Below are 18,109 nucleotides of genomic sequence, written 5' to 3' on the forward strand. Positions count from 1 at the left end.
GTTTTCCCTGTTTGATTACCGCTCCTTCTTTTTCTACAATACGCATTGAAAGGAGAGGGAATCAAATTGGATTCAATAGAAAATGTAAGCAAAAACTTGATTGAAGAGGCATATCTAACAAAGGCTTCTGATATTCACATCGTGCCGAGGGAGCGGGACGCTATCATTCATTTTCGGGTCGATCATGCCTTGCTGAAAAAAAGGGACATGAAAAAAGAAGAGTGCGTAAGACTGATTTCACATTTTAAATTTCTTTCAGCAATGGATATAGGTGAAAGGCGAAAGCCGCAAAACGGTTCGCTTACGTTAAAGCTGAAAGAGGGAAATGTTCATTTAAGAATGTCAACGCTGCCCACAATTAATGAAGAAAGCCTCGTGATCAGAGTGATGCCCCAATACAATATCCCTTCGATTGATAAATTGTCGCTATTTCCGAAGACAGGAGCCACATTACTCTCGTTTCTAAAACATTCCCATGGCATGCTCATTTTTACCGGGCCGACTGGTTCAGGGAAGACTACCACATTATACTCTCTCGTTCAATATGCAAAAAAACACTTTAATCGAAATATTGTCACATTAGAGGACCCTGTTGAAACAAGGGACGAAGATGTTCTTCAGGTTCAGGTGAATGAAAAAGCCGGTGTAACTTATTCTGCAGGTCTGAAAGCAATTTTGCGCCATGATCCCGATATGATTATTTTAGGTGAGATCAGAGACGCGGAAACAGCTGAAATTGCGGTGCGGGCAGCGATGACGGGACATCTGGTACTAACGAGCCTTCATACGAGAGACGCAAAGGGCGCCATTTACAGACTGCTTGAATTCGGTATCAATATGAATGAAATCGAACAGACTGTCATTGCAATAGCGGCTCAGCGCTTGGTTGATTTGGCTTGCCCGTTTTGTGAAAACGGATGTTCATCAGTGTATTGCCGACAGTCACGAAATACCAGGAGAGCTAGCGTTTATGAGCTTCTATACGGGAAAAATCTTCAGCAATGTATCCAGGAGGCAAAAGGAAATCATGCAAATTACCAATATCAAACGCTTCGTCAAATTATCAGAAAAGGAATTGCGCTCGGCTATTTAACGACAAACAACTATGACCGGTGGGTTTATCATGAAAAAGATTAGAAAAGTCTGGTCATTAAAGGATCAAGCCAGGTTATTAAAGCGGCTCGGTGAAATGACTGCGGGGGGATATACGCTTCTGGATGGATTACGCCTGATGGAACTTCAGATGAATAAGAGGCAGGCGGCTGACTTGACTGATACGGTCACTTGTTTGAGGGAAGGGGCTCCGTTTTATCAAGTACTAAAGAGTTTGTCATTTCATAAGGAAGCCGTAGGTATTTGTTATTTTGCTGAAACACATGGTGAACTGCCTGCTTCCATGATCCAGAGCGGAGAGCTGCTGGAACGAAAAATTGCACAGGCAGACCAGCTGAAAAGAGTGCTGCGCTATCCGATTTTCCTCATCTTTACGGTCGCTGTCATGTTTTATATGTTACAGTCCATCATCATTCCTCAGTTTTCCGGTATCTATCAATCGATGAATATGGAAACCTCACGTTCAACCGATATGCTTTTTGCTTTTTTCCAGCATATTGATCTTGTGATCATTTTGCTGGCTCTTTTTACAGCAGGTATCGGGATTTATTATTGGCTTGTGTTTAAGAAAAAATCACCTGCCCGGCAAATGCTGATTTGTGTCAGGATTCCTTTGGTTGGAAAGCTTGTCAAGCTGTTTAACAGCTACTTTTTTTCTTTGCAGCTAAGCAGTCTTTTAAAATCAGGCCTCTCAATTTATGACAGCCTTAATGCATTTAAACATCAAACGTTTCTCCCTTTCTACCGCTGCGAGGCTGAACAATTGATTGAACGGCTAAAAGCCGGTGAGTCAATTAAAGACGCTATTTGTGGAAGCCCTTTTTATGAAGCTGATTTTTCAAAAGTCATATTTCACGGCCAGCTGAGCGGCCGATTGGATCGGGAGCTTTTCATATACAGCCAATTCATATTGCAGCGGCTGGAACACAAAGCGCAAAAATGGACAGGCATCCTTCAGCCAATGATTTATGGATTTGTTGCAGCGATGATCTTACTTGTGTATTTATCTATGCTTGTGCCTATGTATCAGATGATGAATCAAATGTGAAAGGAAGAGGCTGATGAATGAGAAAGGATTTACACTTGTTGAAATGTTAATCGTGCTCTTTATTATTTCGATTTTGCTTTTAATTACGATACCGAACGTCACGAAGCATAATCAAACCATTCAAAAAAAGGGCTGTGAAGGCTTACAAAACATGGTTAAGGCACAAATGACTGCATTTGAGCTTGATCATGAAGGACAAACTCCGAGCCTTGCCGATTTACAGTCAGAGGGCTATGTGAAAAAGGATGCTGTCTGTCCAAATGGTAAGCGCATTATCATCACCGGCGGAGAAGTTAAGGTTGAACATTAAATTAAACGAGGAGGAGGGGTTTACCCTTTTAGAAAGTTTGCTTGTGTTAAGCCTTGCCTCTATCCTACTGATTGCCGTCTTCACCACACTTCCTCCTGCTTATGACAATATAGCTGTCCGACAGGCAGCAAGGCAGCTGAAAAATGATATTATGCTCACACAGCAGACTGCTATTTCCCGTCAACAAAGAACAAAAATTTTCTTTCATAAAAAAGAATATCAATTAGTCATTGGTGATACGGTCATTGAACGTCCGTATGCAAGGGGACTTTCTATAGAACTGCTGACATTAAAAGACCGTTTGGAATTTAATGAGAAAGGGCACCCGAATGCAGGCGGAAAAATACGAGTAATAGGCCATGACGCTTATGACATAACAGTTTATCTAGGGAGCGGGAGAGTCAATGTGGAGAGAAAATAAAGGTTTTTCTACAATAGAAACAATGTCTGCGCTAAGCCTGTGGCTGTTTGTGCTGCTGACAGTCGTCCCCTTGTGGGACAAGCTGATGTCTGATGAAAAAATGGCGGAATCACGAGAAATTGGCTATCAGATGATGAATGAGAGCATTAGCAAATATGTCATGACTGGTGAAGGAGCCGCGTCAAAAACGATTACAAAGAACAATCATATCTATGCAATGAAGTGGGAGGAGGAGGGCGAATATCAAAACGTATGTATCAAAACCGCAGCTTATAAAGAAAAATCATTTTGCCTCAGCATTTTGCAGACAGAAAGGCTACACGCTTCTTAACGTATTATTTTCGCTCTCAGTCTTTTTGCTCATATCAGGATCGTTAGCTGCGATTTTCCATCTGTTTTTGTCTCGACAGCAGGAACATGACGGTTTCACACAGCAAGAATGGATGATTTCGATAGAACAGATGATGAATGAATGCAAGGAGTCACAGGCAGTTAAGACAGCCGAGCATGGGAGCGTGTTAATCTGCACCAATCTTTCCGGACAAGACATCCGTTTTGACATTTATCATTCAATGATAAGAAAAAGAGTGGATGGCAAAGGGCATGTTCCGATTTTAGATCATATTACTGCCATGAAAGCTGATATTGAAAATGGTGTTGTTTTGCTGAAAATTGAGAGTGAGGACCAAAAAGTGTATCAAACTGCTTTTCCAGTCTATTCATATTTAGGAGGGGGGTGAATGTATCGTACAAGAGGGTTTATTTATCCAGCTGTTCTTTTTGTGTCAGCGCTTGTGCTGTTAATCGTGAACTTTGCTGCTGCTCAATATATTTCACGCTGCATGTTTGAAAAGGAAACAAAAGAGTTATACATAGGAGAGAATTTGCTTCAAAATGGTACGCTTCTTTCGATTCGGCACGTTCTAGAGAAACGGAAAGGCCAGGAGGGTACGCAGCAATTTCCATATGGACGGGTTTCTTATTACATTCATGATACATCGATAAAAGAGCAAAAAGAAATCAACTTAAGAGTGTCAACGGAGTCGGGAACAGAAAGAACTGCACAGATCGTGTTTGATCAAAAACAGAAAAAACTGCTGAGATGGACAGAATAAAACAGTGTAAAGGGTATAAAAAAAGTCATGTGAGACAACACTTCATAATAATTGAATGATGAGGTGATCACGTGAAAACGAATGATTATGTTAAATATATGACGCAGCAATTTGTCAAATATATAGATACACCGAGAGATGAGCGAAAAGAACGAAAAGAGGTGCGGAAAGAAACAAAAACGCCTGCTTCTCAGCAGTGGTTCGGTATTTTACCCTATGGCTTCCGGCTTTGGCTGAAACGGAAAAAATAACCGCAAATAAACGAATAAGGTCCTTCAAAAAATGGAGGACCTTATTGATATTCTTCTAATATGGCGATTTTATTGACCTTTTGGCTATAAGGATCAAATGAAATCGTCACAAAAACGCCGAATTCTTTTGATCCTTCCCTCAGAGTTAAATGGTATTGCTTCACTGCTTCATCTTTTCTTTTACGGTCCCATACTTTTTGTTTGAACAGTACCTGTGCGAGCGGGTACCTTTTTTTTGCTTCTTTTACAGCAATCTCTTCCCATTTGGACATGTGACGGGCGGTTACAAGCGGTGTTTCTTCTGCGTGAGCGGCTGTGGTGCCAAAGACAAGAAGAGTTAGACAAATCATACATTGTTTGATCATCATGCTGTCACCCTTTCTTGTTTATTATTACCAAATAATAACGGGATATGCATTTAAATTCTCACATAACAATCCCAAAAATTTCAAAAAAATTGAAAAGATGAGCAATACTGAGCAAGACTTTGTAATATGATGAAAACATTCTTTTAAACGAACAAAATGAGTGATTTTGGTGTTTTTAAATCTATAAATCGTTGATTATACTCTACTTGTGTAGTTCTTTAAAAAGAACGATTGTCATATCAAGTTACAGTGTTTTACAGGAGGTAAGATATGTTTCGATTGTTTCACAATCAGCAAAAGGCGAAGACGAAACTGAAAGTTCTGCTAATCTTCCAGCTTTCAGTCATTTTCAGTCTGACTGCCGCAATATGCTTACAATTTTCCGATGATACAAGCGCTGCTTTTCATGATATTGAAACATTTGATGTCTCACTTCAAACGTGTAAAGACTTTCAGCATACAGATAAAAACTGCCATTATGATAAACGCTGGGATCAAAGTGATTTGCACATATCAGATCAAACGGATACGAAAGGAACTGTATGCTCACCTATCACCTTATTTGCTGAGCTCGAAAATACAGGTGAGAAACTTAAGAAATCAAAGTGGAAGTGGGAGCTTCATAAGCTTGAAAATGCCCGAAAACCGTTAAAGGATGGGAACGTGATCGAAAAAGGATTTGTCTCCAATCAAATCAGCGATTCACTTTATAAAATTGAGACGAAGAAAAAAATGAAACCCGGCATTTATGCATTTAAAGTATATAAACCGGCAGGCTACCCGGCAAACGGCAGTACATTTGAGTGGTCGGAGCCTATGACGCTTGCAAAATGCGATGAAAAACCGACAGTCCCTAAAAAAGAAACAAAGTCGGACGTCAAAAAGGAGAATGAAACAACACAAAAGGATATACAGGAAAAAACAATGAAAGAAGAAACATCTCAAGAAGCTGTAACCAAAGAAAATGAAACTCAATCAGACCAGAAGGAAAGCGGGGAAGAGGATGAAAAAAGCAATGAAGCTGATCAGTAATATTTTATACGTGATCATCTTTACTCTTATTATTGTGCTGACACTTGTCGTGATTTCAACACGTTCATCCGGGGGAGAGCCGGCTGTGTTTGGGTATACATTGAAATCAGTTCTGTCAGGTTCGATGGAGCCGGAGTTCAATACAGGTTCCTTAATATTGGTCAAAGAAATCACTGATGTGAAAGAGCTCCAAAAAGGTGACGTTATTACATTTATGCAGGATGCAAATACGGCGGTCACCCACAGAATTGTTGACATAACAAAGCAAGGAGACCATTTGTTATTTAAAACAAAAGGTGATAATAATGCAGCAGCTGATTCAGCGCCTGTATCGGACGAAAATGTTCGCGCGCAATACACAGGTTTTCAGCTTCCATATGCCGGCTATATGCTTCATTTTGCCAGCCAGCCAATTGGAACGGCTGTATTATTGATTGTTCCCGGCGTGATGCTGTTAGTGTACGCTTTTGTGACGATCAGCAGCGCCATTAGAGAAATTGAAAGAAAGACAAAAGCCTTGGAAACAGATACAAAGGACAGCACCATGTCCACTTAACTTCAGTTGTAAACCTGGCAACAGGTTTCGATATAAAACATTCAATAAAAGGGGAGTTTTAACCATGGGTATGAAAAAGAAATTGAGTTTAGGAGTTGCTTCTGCAGCACTAGGATTAGCTTTAGTTGGAGGAGGAACATGGGCAGCATTTAACGACATTAAATCAAAGGATGCTACTTTTGCATCAGGTACGCTTGATTTATCTGCTAAAGAAAATTCAGCGAGTGTGAACTTATCAAATCTAAAGCCGGGAGATAAGTTGACAAAGGATTTCCAATTTGAAAATAACGGATCACTTGCGATCAAAGAAGTTTTAATGGCGCTTAATTATGGAGATTTTAAAGCAAATGGCGGCAGCAATACATCTCCAGAAGATTTCCTCAGCCAGTTTGAAGTGACATTGTTGACAGTTGGAAAAGAGGGCGGCAATGGCTACCCGAAAAACATTATTTTAGATGATGCGAACCTTAAAGACTTGTATTTGATGTCTGCTAAAAATGATGCAGCGGCTGCTGAAAAAATCAAAAAACAAATTGACCCTAAATTCTTAAATGCAAGCGGTAAAGTCAATGTAGCAACAATTGATGGTAAAACCGCTCCTGAATATGATGGTGTTCCAAAAACACCAACTGACTTCGATCAGGTTCAAATGGAAATCCAATTCAAGGATGATAAAACAAAAGATGAAAACGGGCTTATGGTTCAAAATAAATATCAAGGCAACTCCATTAAGCTTCAATTCTCATTCGAAGCTACACAGTGGAACGGCTTGACAATCAAAAAGGACCATACTGATAAAGATGGTTACGTGAAAGAAAATGAAAAAGCGCATAGCGAGGATAAAAATTAATAACAGCAAAAAAAGAGACGGCCCAGTAAATTATCACTGGGCCGTCTCGATGTTTATTGACAAAAGAGGAGTTAGTGCCTCTGCTCAGGCACTACTCCTCTTTTTGGGATTTTCTCCATTTTTGATAATCTAAAAATTCACGAAATTGTTTTTTCGATACCCCGGATGTCATTGCATCGCGAACCAATTTCTCCCATTCACTATCTAATTGACCATCGTATTCGGTTTCATGTTTCTCATCGAGCAAAGTATGAACCGAGACGTCCAGAACAGCGGAGACTTTTTCGAGAAATTGAATGGAGGGGTTCGTTTGTAGATTTCGTTCTATTGAGCTTAAATAAGACTTCGCTACCCCAGCTTTTTCAGCTAGTTCTGATAGTGAGTAGCCTTTTTCTTTACGGTATTGTTTAATACGCTGGCCAATCAATGTCATCACCTTCCTTGTGATATTATAGCACATTCAGAAAGGATTTACGGTATGACTTCTGGCTGCCGGACCAGGATGAGCAGACTTTTTGTTTAAAAGTAAATATTTTCGTATTTCTTCCGGGCTGATATTTGCCTCTTTGGCTTCCATCATCAATTCAACCCATTCTTGATCCAATTCAAAGTGCTCTTGTTTTGCATTTTTCATGCAGTTTCTCCTCCTAAAATACTTGTTTATGTATTTCAGCCAGTCCGGCCATGACTCATTGTATGCTTCATTAGTCTCTGGAAGTCATTTCCCCTTTAAAAATGCCAGAATTTTTTTCCAATATACCTTTATTATAATCGCATTTTTTCAAAAAAAACGAGAACGATGTCGAATGAATAAAAGTTAGCTTGAAATATTATTTTGCAGATAAAATAATCCGCCATTTTCAATTTCAACTGATATCTTTGGTTGATACAAGGTTTTCAGCGCCTGTTTTTCTAGATGGTATTCTTCTGGTTTTTCTTCTATATGCTCGTAAAACTTATCAAGCAATATCATGTCATTTCTCCACCTATTAACCGCCTGTTCCGCCCAGTCGGACGGCTCCTGCATAGCGGATTTGGAAATATAGTTTTCCATACGCTTAAGTCCGCTTTCTGGTTTGATCATAGGTGAAATGGTGAAGCAATAGTCACATATTTGTGATGTCAGTGAAAGCTGAGTCAGCTTGCTTTGAAAATCTTCAATTATCGTTCCAGAGACTAGGTGAAGACCTAGTGATAATAACTTATCCTTTTTCATGTCGGACTGGTATGAAATCGTGACATTTATACCAAGCCAAGGCTGAAGTGGGACTTTGGCTCCGGCTGATTCAATTTTCTCATACATTCTGGTAAATCTCCCATTTTGTTTAACAGCTTTAAATATTTGAAAAAGACGCGGGGCCCCAAAATATATAAATTCACCATCTAGGTCTTTTGGCGCATTTTCTTTATCTGTAATAAAAGTGATTTTCATTGGATTCGGATCACCGCCTGTCTTCTCGCGCCAATGCCAGTAGAAAGGGCGGTTCATGATTTGTTTGTCCATTTCAACTGTAAGCTGCACTGTCATATAGCCTAAGCCTTGATCGACGATTTGGCAGCTGTTTGCTTGAAAAAAACGCAGCAGAAAATCGTGAACCTCTTGCTGTCTCACTAGTAAAACCTCCTTACAGGCTAAGATCCTCTTTTTTCAGCAGGCTGCTGTTTTTTATAAGACAAAAATGAGGTTAAGTTATCCATTTTTATTTTCATTTCTTCTTCTGTTGCTGAGTGATACAAAATGTCATGAAGGTGCTCTTCAAAATTGTTCACTTGAATTTTCGTTAAAATATCATCAAGTTCGCCGACCACTTTTTCAAACAAATGAATTTTTTCATATAAAAGCTTTAGAATATGCTCTTCCACCGTATGTTTTGTTGCCATGTTATAAATGTGCACGTCACGCTCCTGCCCGAGTCTGTGAATTCTTCCGATTCTTTGCTCAAGTCGCATCGGATTCCATGGCAGGTCATAGTTGATCATGTGATTGCAAAATTGCAGGTTAATTCCCTCACCGCCTGCTTCAGTTGCAATAAGGACTTGGATTTTTCCGCGGAAAAGATCCTTCATCCAGTCTTTTTTCCCACGTTTAAATCCGCCTCTAAACGGCACAGAACTGATGCCGTTTTGCTGAAGAAACCACTGCAGATAAATCTGAGTTGCACGGTATTCTGTAAAAATGATGACCTTATCGTCGATCTTTTTGATCAAATCAACAACTTGAAGCGCTTTAGAGTTTTGTGTCACTTGATTAATTCGATCTATTAAAACTGAAATCGTATCCTCATCAATGGCAGGTGCTTGTTTCTCTTTTTGATCAAGCATCTTTTTCAGCGTCATATACACCGCTTCTCTGCTCGAACAGCATTCTCTTTGCAAGGTCATAATCGAGAACATGCTGGCTGGTTTATTGATACTTTCCTTCAAACGAGAAATTTCATCATAAAGCGCCTGCTCTGATGGAGAAAATTCAATCGGCACTGTTTCAACATGGCGCTGTTTCCAATTCAGCCCGGTATCATGCCGCCTGTTACGGATCATGACTTTATTCACAAGATCTTTTAAATGTTCATGCGCTTCTAAACTGGATTTCTTCTTGGCGAACTCCTCCTGAAAGTGATTCTGACTGCCTAAATGGCCGGGTTTTAATAAGGACACCAAATTGAAAATCTCTTCGATACGGTTCTGGATTGGCGTCGCGGTAAGAAGCAGGCAATATTTTTTTACGAGATTCCGGACAAATTCATAGTTCTTCGTTTTGCTATTTTTCAGTTTGTGTGCCTCATCAATAATGACAAGATCATATGGGATTGACAGAACGATTTCGCGATGGGGCGAGCGCTTCGCGGTGTCTATTGATGAGACGACAATATCGCATTGCTCCCACACATAGCTTTTCTTTTGTTCAACAGCCGGAATCGAAAATTTTTCCTGAAGCTCTTTGACCCATTGTGACACAAGGGAAGCGGGCACAAGGATCAAAATTTTTTTTGCTAACCCGCGAATCATATATTCTTTTAGAATCAGTCCAGCTTCAACCGTTTTCCCGAGACCAACCTCATCTGCTAAAATCGCTTTCCCGTTCATTTTTTCAACCACTTTTTGCGCCACCTCAAGCTGGTGGGGGAGCGGCGTAAAGGAAGGCAGATATAAAGGAGCCCGTAAACCTTCAAACTCTGGAATTGCTAATGTTTTCTGGATTTCTGCAGAGAGCTTGTACAGTTCCCAGTTTGCCCAAGGGCCATCGTTTTTCAGTCTTTCAGCAAATTCTTCAGGCCATTTTGCATCGTAGATCATTTCTGTATTCATTGCTTTGAAACCGCCTTTCTTATTCTTCGATTCTTAAGATGAATAATATTAGAAAAATCTGCCCAAATTGCTGTTGCCCAGCATATAGTGATGATGGTAGGATATGAGTATGTATTTGATGTAAGATATTGCTATAGTATGTCCATAACAGCATGAAAATATGAGCGAATGACAGCAAGGGGAGAGACCTGACCGAAAACCTCGGGATACAGGCGCCGAAGGAGCAAACTGCGGAGTGAATCTCTCAGGCAAAAGAACTCTTGCTCGACGCAACTCTGGAGAGTGTTTGTGCGGATGCGCAAACCACCAAAGGGGACGTCTTTGCGTATGCAAAGTAAACTTTCAGGTGCCAGGACAGAGAACCTTCATTTTACATGAGGTGTTTCTCTGTCCTTTTTTGTATGTTTTTTAGCTGCGCCGTTGATAAAGGGGAGGAATTAGATGCTGAAAAGAACGCCGTTATTTGACCTGTATAAGGAATATGGAGGAAAAACGATTGATTTCGGAGGTTGGGAGCTTCCTGTTCAATTTTCTTCTATAAAAAAAGAACACGAGGCTGTCCGAACTGCAGCCGGTTTGTTTGATGTATCTCATATGGGAGAAGTCGAAGTGTCAGGGAACGACAGTCTGTCTTTTTTGCAAAGATTGATGACAAATGATGTTTCCGCGTTAACGCCAGGCCGTGCTCAATATACAGCGATGTGTTACCCGGATGGCGGAACCGTCGATGATTTGCTTATCTATCAAAAAGGAGAGAACCGCTATCTGCTTGTCATTAATGCTTCTAATATAGATAAAGACTTGGCTTGGATGAAAGAACATGCAGCAGGTGATGTGCAGATTGACAATCAGTCAGATCAAATCGCGCTCTTGGCTGTACAGGGACCGAAAGCAGAAGCGGTCGTAAAAAATCTGACAGATGCAGATGTGTCTGCATTAAAGCCGTTTGCGTTTATTGATGAAGCCGATATCAGCGGCCGCAAAGCACTTATTTCACGCACTGGCTATACGGGAGAAGACGGGTATGAAATTTACTGCCGCAGTGATGATGCTATGCATATTTGGAAAAAAATCATCGATGCAGGGGATGCATACGGATTGATTCCATGCGGTCTCGGTGCACGTGATACACTCCGGTTTGAAGCGAAGCTCCCGCTCTACGGTCAGGAGCTGACCCGGGATATTACACCGATTGAAGCTGGTATAGGCTTTGCTGTAAAGCACAAAAAAGAGTCTGACTTTTTCGGTAAGTCAGTATTGAGTGAACAAAAAGAAAACGGAGCGAAGCGCAAACTTGTCGGTCTCGAAATGATTGAAAAAGGGATACCGCGGCACGGATATGAGGTTTTCCAAAATGGCAAGTCTGTCGGAAAGGTGACAACCGGCACGCAGTCACCGACATTAGGGAAAAACGTCGGCCTTGCCTTAATTGATTCGGAAACAAGTGAGATCGGGACTGTTGTAGATGTAGAGATTCGCAAAAAATTAGTGAAAGCAAAGGTTGTCAAAACACCATTTTATAAACGCTAATATTTTTTCTTGGAGAGAGGAGACAACACATGAAGCACCGTTATTTGCCCGCAACAGAAAAGGATAAACAGGAGATGCTTGCTACTATCGGCGTAAGCAGCATCGATGATTTATTTGCTGATATACCGGAAAACGTCAAATATAAAAAAGAGTATCAAATCAAAAAAGCGAAATCAGAAACAGAATTAACAAGAGAACTGACAAAGCTGGCCTCTAAAAATCGTGATACCGTACAATACGCTTCTTTCTTAGGAGCGGGTGTATATGACCACTATCAGCCTGTCATTGTGGATCATGTCATTTCGCGCTCTGAGTTTTATACCGCATATACGCCTTATCAGCCAGAGATTTCACAAGGAGAGCTCCAGGCTATTTTTGAATTCCAAACGATGATCTGTGAACTGACAGGCATGGATATCGCCAACTCCTCGATGTATGACGGCGGAACAGCCTTGGCGGAAGCAGCAATGCTTGCTTCAGGCCACACGAAAAAGAAAAAAATCGTTGTGTCAAAAACCGTGCATCCTGAATCGCGAGAAGTGCTGAAAACGTACGCAAAAGGTCAGTATATTGATGTTGTTGAAGTACCCGCTGCGGATGGCGTTACGGATCTTGATGCATTGCGCCAAACCGTTTGCGAGAACACAGCCGCAGTGATCGTTCAGTACCCGAATTTTTTCGGCCGGATCGAGCCGTTAAAGGATATTGAGCCTATCGCTCACCAAGGGAAATCCATGTTTATTGTTTCAGCTAACCCGCTTGCGCTAGGTCTTCTCACTCCGCCGGGTAAGTTTCAGTCTGATATCGTCGTCGGTGATGCGCAGCCTTTCGGCATTCCTTCAGCATACGGCGGCCCGCATTGCGGCTTTTTTGCCGTTACTAAAAAATTAATGAGAAAGGTGCCGGGCCGTCTCGTCGGACAAACGGAAGACGAAAACGGAAAAAGAGGCTTTGTGCTTACCCTGCAAGCCAGGGAGCAGCATATCCGCCGAGATAAAGCAACATCAAATATATGCTCGAACCAAGCTTTAAATGCGCTGGCAGCATCAGTGGCCATGACTGCTCTCGGAAAAAACGGCGTAAAAGATATAGCCCGCCAAAATCTCTTAAAAGCCAACTATGCAAAGCAAGAAGCAAAAAAAGCAGGTCTTACTGTTATGTTTGACGGGCCGATATTTAATGAATTTGTCATCAAACTGGATGAGCCGGTGAGAGCTGTGAACAAGCGTTTGCTGGCAAAAGGCATGATTGGCGGATATGATCTTGGGTTGACGTATCCGGAGCTGGACTGCCATATGCTGATTGCTGTAACGGAGCTGAGAACAAAAGAAGAAATTGACGCACTCATTCAGGAATTGGGGGATCGCCATGAGTAATCAGGACCAGGCACTTATTTTTGAACTTTCAAGAGAAGGCCGAATCGGCTATAGTCTGCCGGAGCTCGATGTACCGGAAATCGAATTGGGGGACCTCTTGTCAGACACCTATATTCGTGACGAAGACGCAGCGCTGCCGGAGGTTTCAGAGCTGGACATCATGCGCCATTATACAGCGCTGTCCAAACGCAATCACGGGGTGGATTCCGGTTTTTATCCTCTCGGTTCTTGCACGATGAAATATAATCCGAAAATCAATGAAAAAATCGCACGTATTCCTGGTTTTGCTGCGATTCATCCTCTTCAGGATGAAGACACGGTGCAAGGCGCATTAGAGCTTTTATATGATTTAAGCAAGCACCTTGAAGAAATAACGGGAATGGATGAGGTTACGCTTCAGCCTGCTGCCGGAGCGCACGGCGAATGGACGGGGCTGATGATGATCCGTGCCTATCATGAAGCTCGCGGGGATTTCAAGCGGACGAAGGTCATTGTCCCTGATTCCGCGCACGGGACGAATCCTGCATCAGCGACAGTAGCAGGCTTTGAAACTGTTACGGTGAAATCGAATGAAAATGGGCTTGTTGATTTAGAGGATTTAAAAAGAGCAGTGAATGAAGAAACTGCAGCTCTCATGCTGACGAATCCGAACACGCTCGGCTTGTTTGAGGAGCAGATTACAGAGATGGCGGAAATTGTACACCAAGCGGGGGGGAAACTGTATTATGACGGCGCTAATTTAAATGCCGTTTTAAGTAAAGCGAGACCTGGTGATATGGGATTTGACGTGGTGCACCTCAACCTGCATAAAACATTCACAGGCCCTCATGGCGGTGGAGGCCCCGGCTCAGGCCCTGTCGGCGTAAAAAAAGATCTGATTCCTTATTTGCCAAAGCCAGTTTTAGTTAAAAAAGAAGGGCGCTTTACGTTTGATTATGACCGCCCTCATGCGATCGGCCGTGTGAAGCCGTATTACGGCAACTTTGGCATTAATGTGAGAGCGTATACGTATATTCGCTCCATGGGGCCTGACGGATTAAAGGCTGTTACTGAGAACGCAGTGTTAAACGCCAATTATATGATGAGAAAGCTCGCGCCTTATTACGATCTTCCGTTTGACCGCCATTGCAAGCATGAATTTGTATTATCAGGGAAGCGGCAGAAAAAGCTGGGAGTGCGTACGCTTGATATTGCAAAACGGCTCCTTGATTTCGGCTATCATCCGCCGACGATTTATTTCCCGCTTAATGTTGAAGAATGCATCATGATCGAGCCGACGGAGACCGAATCAAAGGAAACACTGGACGCGTTTATTGATGCTATGATTCAAATCGCAAAAGAAGCGGAGGAGAATCCGGAGCTTGTTCAGGAGGCCCCGCATACAACGATTGTAAAAAGAATGGATGAAACAAAAGCGGCGAGACACCCGGTGCTCAGATACGAGGCGGTAGAAAGATAAATAAAAACAGCTGTCTACCAGACAGCTGTTTGCTTTATTTCTTCGCTTTAATCTTTCCGCCCCATTTTTTAAAGCCGCCTTTTAGGTTGTAAATCTCAGTGCAGCCGTTTTTGCGCAGGGTTTGTGCCGCGCGTCCGCTGCGGACACTGTTTTGGCAGTACAGGTAAACAGGCTTGTCCGTACGGATCTCATTTTTTCTCTGTTTCAGCTGGGAAAGCGGGATGTTGCGGGCGCCTAAAATATGTCCGCCCTCAAACTCATTTGGCTCACGAACATCAATAAGCTGCGCTTTGCGGTAACCCGCGCGGAATTCTTCTTCGGTAAGTGTTTTCATAATTCGCTGCTGATAGACATAGGAAGCAATCATATAGATGATAAACGCAGCAAAAATAATCAAAACGATCATATTAGACAATGTGATTCTACTCCTTTAGCATATAAAATCAAAACCCTGCTTCATAAAACAAGGTCATAGAGCCGTTTTCGACAAATACTATTATAGTAAAGCACAGCGTGATTGTCATCTATAATGGAACTAAAATATTTTTCATTTTCCCGACAGTTTGATAAACTGATTCTATTAAAACGGTAAGGAAGGTCTTAAAATGCAAAAAGAAACTTGGCGGTTTATAGACTCAGGCAATGCAAGTCCTGCATTCAATATGGCGCTTGATGAAGCGCTTTTATATTGGCACAGCGAAAAGAAAATCCCCCCGGTTATCCGTTTTTACGGCTGGAATCCGGCGACACTTTCTGTAGGGTATTTTCAAAATATTAAAAAGGAAATCAATTTTGAAGCAGTACATAAATATAATCTCGGATTCGTCAGACGCCCGACCGGCGGGAGAGGTGTGCTTCACGATCAGGAACTGACATACAGCGTAATTGTTTCGGAAGAGCACCCCGAGATGCCGGCGACTGTTACTGAGGCTTACCGGGTTATTTCAGAAGGCATACTTCAAGGCTTTAGAAATCTCGGTCTGGACGCTTACTTTGCCATCCCGAGAACTGAAAAAGAAAAAGAAAGCTTAAAAAATCCGCGGTCATCTGTTTGTTTTGACGCGCCTTCGTGGTATGAGCTAGTGGTTGAGGGGCGCAAGGTGGCGGGAAGCGCGCAAACGAGACAAAAAGGCGTGATTCTTCAGCATGGCTCCATTCTTCTTGATTTAGATGAGGACAAGCTGTTCGATCTGTTCTTATATCCAAGTGAAAGAGTAAGAGAGCGGATGCAGCGCAATTTCAAAAACAAAGCGGTTGCCATTAATGAACTCACTGAAAAGCGGGTGACGATGGATGAGGCTCGTAAAGCCTTTAAAGAAGGATTTGAAACAGGTCTTAACATTCATTTGGAGCCATATGAACTTTCTCAGGAAGAGCTTGGTTTTGTTCATCACTTGGCTGAAACAAAGTACGCTTCAGATGAATGGAATTATAAGCGGTAAACAGGGCTTTTGACCCGCGGAGCATCCTTGTTTTTTCAAGTTCATTAGTGTAAACTTGTAATGGTTTATAAAGTTAAGGTGCTTTTTGGGAGGGTTTCGATGACAACACCAAGTATGGAAGATTATATTGAACAGATTTATATGCTGATTGAAGAAAAAGGATATGCACGAGTTTCCGATATCGCGGAAGCATTGGCAGTCCATCCCTCCTCTGTAACAAAAATGGTTCAAAAACTAGATAAAGACGAATATTTAATTTATGAAAAATATCGCGGTCTCGTGTTAACGTCTAAAGGGAAAAAAATAGGCAAACGGCTGGTATACAGACATGAATTGCTTGAGCAGTTTTTAAGAATCATTGGTGTTGATGAAGAGAAAATATATAACGATGTCGAAGGAATCGAACATCATTTAAGCTGGAACAGTATTGATCGCATCGGGGATCTTGTTCAATATTTTGAAGAAGATGATGCCCGTAAAAAAGATCTGAAATCAATCCAAAAGAAAACAGAACATCATAATCAGTAAAAAGGCGGTCTCGAAGGAGGCCGTCTTTTTTGATACGCTGACGCCACCCGTCATTCGTTGGTCTATTTCTTCGCGTGTTTTCTTAAAATGGTAATAAACGATCGGATGGAGGGGGAGGGAATGAGATGTATATTGACGGTGTTTTTTCCGGCGGAGGAGTAAAAGGCATTGCGCTCGCAGGCGCTTATGAAGTGCTTGAGGAAAAAGGCTTCCGCTTTAAAAGAGTTGCGGGTACAAGCGCCGGCGCCATTATTGCCGCTTTCATTGCGTCAGGTTACACCAGTAAGGAAATCCACGCTTTAATTGAAGAAGTGGACGGAGAGAAATTGCTGGACCAGAGGTACTCATTTCTCCCCTTAAAGATGCTCCAGTGGGTGTCCATCTACTGGCGTCTTGGCTTATACAAAGGCGATACGATAGAAAAATGGATTGCTGATCTGTTAAGAGCGAAAGGCATAAGGGTTTTCGGCGATTTGCAGAAAGGGTCTCTGCGCCTTATTGCTTCTGATTTGACAAACGGCACCATGATTGTTTTGCCGGACGATTTGGCCCGTTACGGGTTAAATCCTGATATGTTCCCGGTTGCCAGAGCGGTCAGAATGAGCTGCAGCATCCCGTATTTCTTTGAACCGATAAAATTAAAAACGGACACAGGCACCGCCACGGTTGTCGACGGAGGCGTGTTAAGCAATTTTCCAATCTGGCTGTTTTCAAAGGAAAGAAAGCGCCCTGTGATCGGTGTCACACTTGCGCCGCGTGAAAGAGAGCGTCCGAAAAAAAATATCCGCAACGCTTTTGAACTGTTCGGCGCCCTGTTTGAAACGATGAAGGATGCTCATGACGCAAGGCACATTGCGTCACGCTATGAACAAAATATCATTTTTCTCCCTGTCGATGACGTAATGGCCACTGATTTTCATTTAACACAACAAAAAAAACTAGCCCTGATTGAGCTAGGTAAAAGACGGACAGAGCTGTTTTTAAAGCAGTGGACCTATTAAAAAAGCGCTCTGTTTTTCTTTTTATTTTTTTTCCCTTCTATAACAGTCAGCTGAGTCTGGCTTTTTTTCTTGAGAATCATCGGTTTAGGCTTGCTGGCGCTCGGAACGCTTCGCAGGTGGCTGACACGTCCCTTATGTCCGGCGCGGTGTTTTGCTTTTTGTTCTTTCATCCGGCGCCGCGATTGTTTCGCCGCTTTTTTGAAGGCTGCTCCTTCGCTGCCCGCATTTCGATTCATTACATATTTCACAATAAAATAAATAATGATACCTGCCACGATGACGGTTACCGCCATTTTTGCCATTTCTCCGGGATTGGTTACCAGCACATAGAGGAAACCGAACGCTCCCAGCGCAATTAATACAGCAATAATAGGTTGTACACGATGATTCATAACTGTCCACC

General features: G+C 42.1%; 24 protein-coding genes and 1 riboswitch. Of the genes, 17 read left to right on the plus strand and 7 right to left on the minus strand.

Going from position 1 to position 18,109, the window contains the following annotated elements:
* The first annotated feature begins 66 nt into the window (after positions 1-66).
* The 8 genes from comGA to FB592_RS14060 all read left to right on the plus strand — a co-directional run bounded on the left by comGA (position 67) and on the right by FB592_RS14060 (position 4,258).
* Positions 67-1,137: a competence protein ComGA gene (comGA, locus tag FB592_RS14025; RefSeq protein ID WP_070547533.1), complete on the plus strand. Its 1,071-nt coding sequence runs from the start codon at positions 67-69 to the stop codon at positions 1,135-1,137.
* Positions 1,124-2,161, plus strand: a complete 1,038-nt coding sequence (gene comGB / locus FB592_RS14030) for a comG operon protein ComGB (RefSeq protein WP_141949679.1) — start codon at positions 1,124-1,126, stop codon at positions 2,159-2,161. Before comGA ends, comGB begins: the two co-directional genes overlap by 14 nt.
* A 13-nt stretch (positions 2,162-2,174) precedes the next feature.
* Entirely contained in the window at positions 2,175-2,471 is a 297-nt protein-coding gene (comGC, locus tag FB592_RS14035) for a comG operon protein ComGC (protein ID WP_003230162.1), read from the plus strand.
* Positions 2,461-2,892 (plus strand): competence type IV pilus minor pilin ComGD, encoded by a 432-nt coding sequence (gene comGD, locus FB592_RS14040; RefSeq protein WP_141949681.1) that lies wholly within the window; start codon positions 2,461-2,463, stop codon positions 2,890-2,892. Before comGC ends, comGD begins: the two co-directional genes overlap by 11 nt.
* Positions 2,876-3,223, plus strand: a complete 348-nt coding sequence (gene comGE, locus FB592_RS14045; protein WP_141949684.1) for a ComG operon protein 5 — start codon at positions 2,876-2,878, stop codon at positions 3,221-3,223. Before comGD ends, comGE begins: the two co-directional genes overlap by 17 nt.
* 25 nt (positions 3,224-3,248) lie before the next feature.
* Entirely contained in the window at positions 3,249-3,632 is a 384-nt protein-coding gene (gene comGF / locus FB592_RS14050; RefSeq protein ID WP_032726158.1) for a competence type IV pilus minor pilin ComGF, read from the plus strand.
* Complete coding sequence (gene comGG, locus FB592_RS14055; RefSeq protein WP_032726157.1) at positions 3,633-4,007, plus strand: competence type IV pilus minor pilin ComGG; 375 nt, start codon at positions 3,633-3,635, stop codon at positions 4,005-4,007. It begins immediately after the preceding gene.
* Between the two features lie 71 nt (positions 4,008-4,078).
* Positions 4,079-4,258, plus strand: coding sequence for a YqzE family protein (locus tag FB592_RS14060; protein WP_014480252.1), 180 nt, complete (start codon positions 4,079-4,081; stop codon positions 4,256-4,258).
* Positions 4,259-4,299: 41 nt separating this feature from the next.
* Here FB592_RS14060 and FB592_RS14065 read toward each other — a convergent pair whose 3' ends face one another.
* Positions 4,300-4,626 (minus strand): YqzG/YhdC family protein, encoded by a 327-nt coding sequence (locus FB592_RS14065; protein ID WP_038829733.1) that lies wholly within the window; start codon positions 4,624-4,626, stop codon positions 4,300-4,302.
* Between the two features lie 270 nt (positions 4,627-4,896).
* Between FB592_RS14065 and tapA the strand changes: the two genes are divergently transcribed.
* From tapA to tasA, 3 genes are all read left to right on the plus strand, one after another.
* Positions 4,897-5,658, plus strand: a complete 762-nt coding sequence (gene tapA / locus FB592_RS14070; RefSeq protein WP_032726156.1) for an amyloid fiber anchoring/assembly protein TapA — start codon at positions 4,897-4,899, stop codon at positions 5,656-5,658.
* A complete protein-coding gene (gene sipW / locus FB592_RS14075) occupies positions 5,642-6,214 on the plus strand; it encodes a signal peptidase I SipW (protein ID WP_003246088.1) in 573 nt (190 codons plus the stop codon). The genes tapA and sipW overlap by 17 nt, the downstream gene beginning before the upstream one ends.
* 64 nt (positions 6,215-6,278) lie before the next feature.
* Positions 6,279-7,064 (plus strand): biofilm matrix protein TasA, encoded by a 786-nt coding sequence (gene tasA, locus FB592_RS14080; RefSeq protein ID WP_014477324.1) that lies wholly within the window; start codon positions 6,279-6,281, stop codon positions 7,062-7,064.
* A gap of 91 nt (positions 7,065-7,155) precedes the next feature.
* Here tasA and sinR read toward each other — a convergent pair whose 3' ends face one another.
* The 4 genes from sinR to FB592_RS14105 form a co-directional block, all read right to left on the minus strand.
* On the minus strand, positions 7,156-7,491 hold the full coding sequence (gene sinR / locus FB592_RS14085) for a transcriptional regulator SinR (protein ID WP_003226345.1): 336 nt from the start codon (positions 7,489-7,491) through the stop codon (positions 7,156-7,158).
* Between the two features lie 33 nt (positions 7,492-7,524).
* Complete coding sequence (gene sinI, locus FB592_RS14090; RefSeq protein WP_014477323.1) at positions 7,525-7,698, minus strand: anti-repressor SinI; 174 nt, start codon at positions 7,696-7,698, stop codon at positions 7,525-7,527.
* Between the two features lie 183 nt (positions 7,699-7,881).
* Entirely contained in the window at positions 7,882-8,676 is a 795-nt protein-coding gene (locus tag FB592_RS14100; RefSeq protein WP_032726154.1) for a YqhG family protein, read from the minus strand.
* Between the two features lie 20 nt (positions 8,677-8,696).
* A complete protein-coding gene (locus FB592_RS14105; protein ID WP_141949686.1) occupies positions 8,697-10,370 on the minus strand; it encodes a DEAD/DEAH box helicase in 1,674 nt (557 codons plus the stop codon).
* A 168-nt stretch (positions 10,371-10,538) separates the two neighbouring features.
* A riboswitch (glycine riboswitch) is annotated at positions 10,539-10,640 on the plus strand.
* 171 nt (positions 10,641-10,811) lie between these two features.
* Between FB592_RS14105 and gcvT the strand changes: the two genes are divergently transcribed.
* Genes gcvT through gcvPB form a run of 3 tightly spaced genes read left to right on the plus strand, consistent with a single transcriptional unit; the run spans position 10,812 to position 14,735 of the window.
* Entirely contained in the window at positions 10,812-11,900 is a 1,089-nt protein-coding gene (gene gcvT, locus FB592_RS14110) for a glycine cleavage system aminomethyltransferase GcvT (RefSeq protein ID WP_038829737.1), read from the plus strand.
* A 29-nt stretch (positions 11,901-11,929) separates the two neighbouring features.
* The gene (gene gcvPA / locus FB592_RS14115; RefSeq protein ID WP_070547526.1) at positions 11,930-13,276 is read left to right on the plus strand and encodes an aminomethyl-transferring glycine dehydrogenase subunit GcvPA; all 1,347 of its coding nucleotides are present in this window, start codon (positions 11,930-11,932) and stop codon (positions 13,274-13,276) included.
* Positions 13,269-14,735, plus strand: a complete 1,467-nt coding sequence (gcvPB, locus tag FB592_RS14120) for an aminomethyl-transferring glycine dehydrogenase subunit GcvPB (protein ID WP_014480245.1) — start codon at positions 13,269-13,271, stop codon at positions 14,733-14,735. The genes gcvPA and gcvPB overlap by 8 nt, the downstream gene beginning before the upstream one ends.
* Positions 14,736-14,769: 34 nt before the next feature.
* Here the strand turns inward: gcvPB and FB592_RS14125 are convergent, their stop codons facing one another.
* On the minus strand, positions 14,770-15,150 hold the full coding sequence (locus FB592_RS14125) for a rhodanese-like domain-containing protein (protein ID WP_004398485.1): 381 nt from the start codon (positions 15,148-15,150) through the stop codon (positions 14,770-14,772).
* 190 nt (positions 15,151-15,340) lie between these two features.
* Here FB592_RS14125 and lipM point away from each other — a divergent pair, with 190 nt between their 5' ends.
* The 3 genes from lipM (at position 15,341) to FB592_RS14140 (ending at position 17,706) form a co-directional block, all read left to right on the plus strand.
* Positions 15,341-16,177, plus strand: a complete 837-nt coding sequence (lipM, locus tag FB592_RS14130; protein WP_014480244.1) for an octanoyltransferase LipM — start codon at positions 15,341-15,343, stop codon at positions 16,175-16,177.
* A 99-nt stretch (positions 16,178-16,276) separates the two neighbouring features.
* Positions 16,277-16,705 (plus strand): transcriptional regulator MntR, encoded by a 429-nt coding sequence (gene mntR / locus FB592_RS14135; protein ID WP_003236923.1) that lies wholly within the window; start codon positions 16,277-16,279, stop codon positions 16,703-16,705.
* Positions 16,706-16,830: 125 nt separating this feature from the next.
* A complete protein-coding gene (locus FB592_RS14140; protein ID WP_003230220.1) occupies positions 16,831-17,706 on the plus strand; it encodes a patatin-like phospholipase family protein in 876 nt (291 codons plus the stop codon).
* Here the strand turns inward: FB592_RS14140 and FB592_RS14145 are convergent.
* Positions 17,703-18,098, minus strand: a complete 396-nt coding sequence (locus FB592_RS14145; protein ID WP_003226367.1) for an SA1362 family protein — start codon at positions 18,096-18,098, stop codon at positions 17,703-17,705. The genes FB592_RS14140 and FB592_RS14145 overlap by 4 nt on opposite strands.
* Positions 18,099-18,109 lie beyond the last annotated feature (11 nt).

This window comes from Bacillus sp. SJZ110 (assembly GCF_006715455.1).
GTDB classification, from domain to species: Bacteria; Bacillota; Bacilli; order Bacillales; family Bacillaceae; genus Bacillus; species Bacillus subtilis.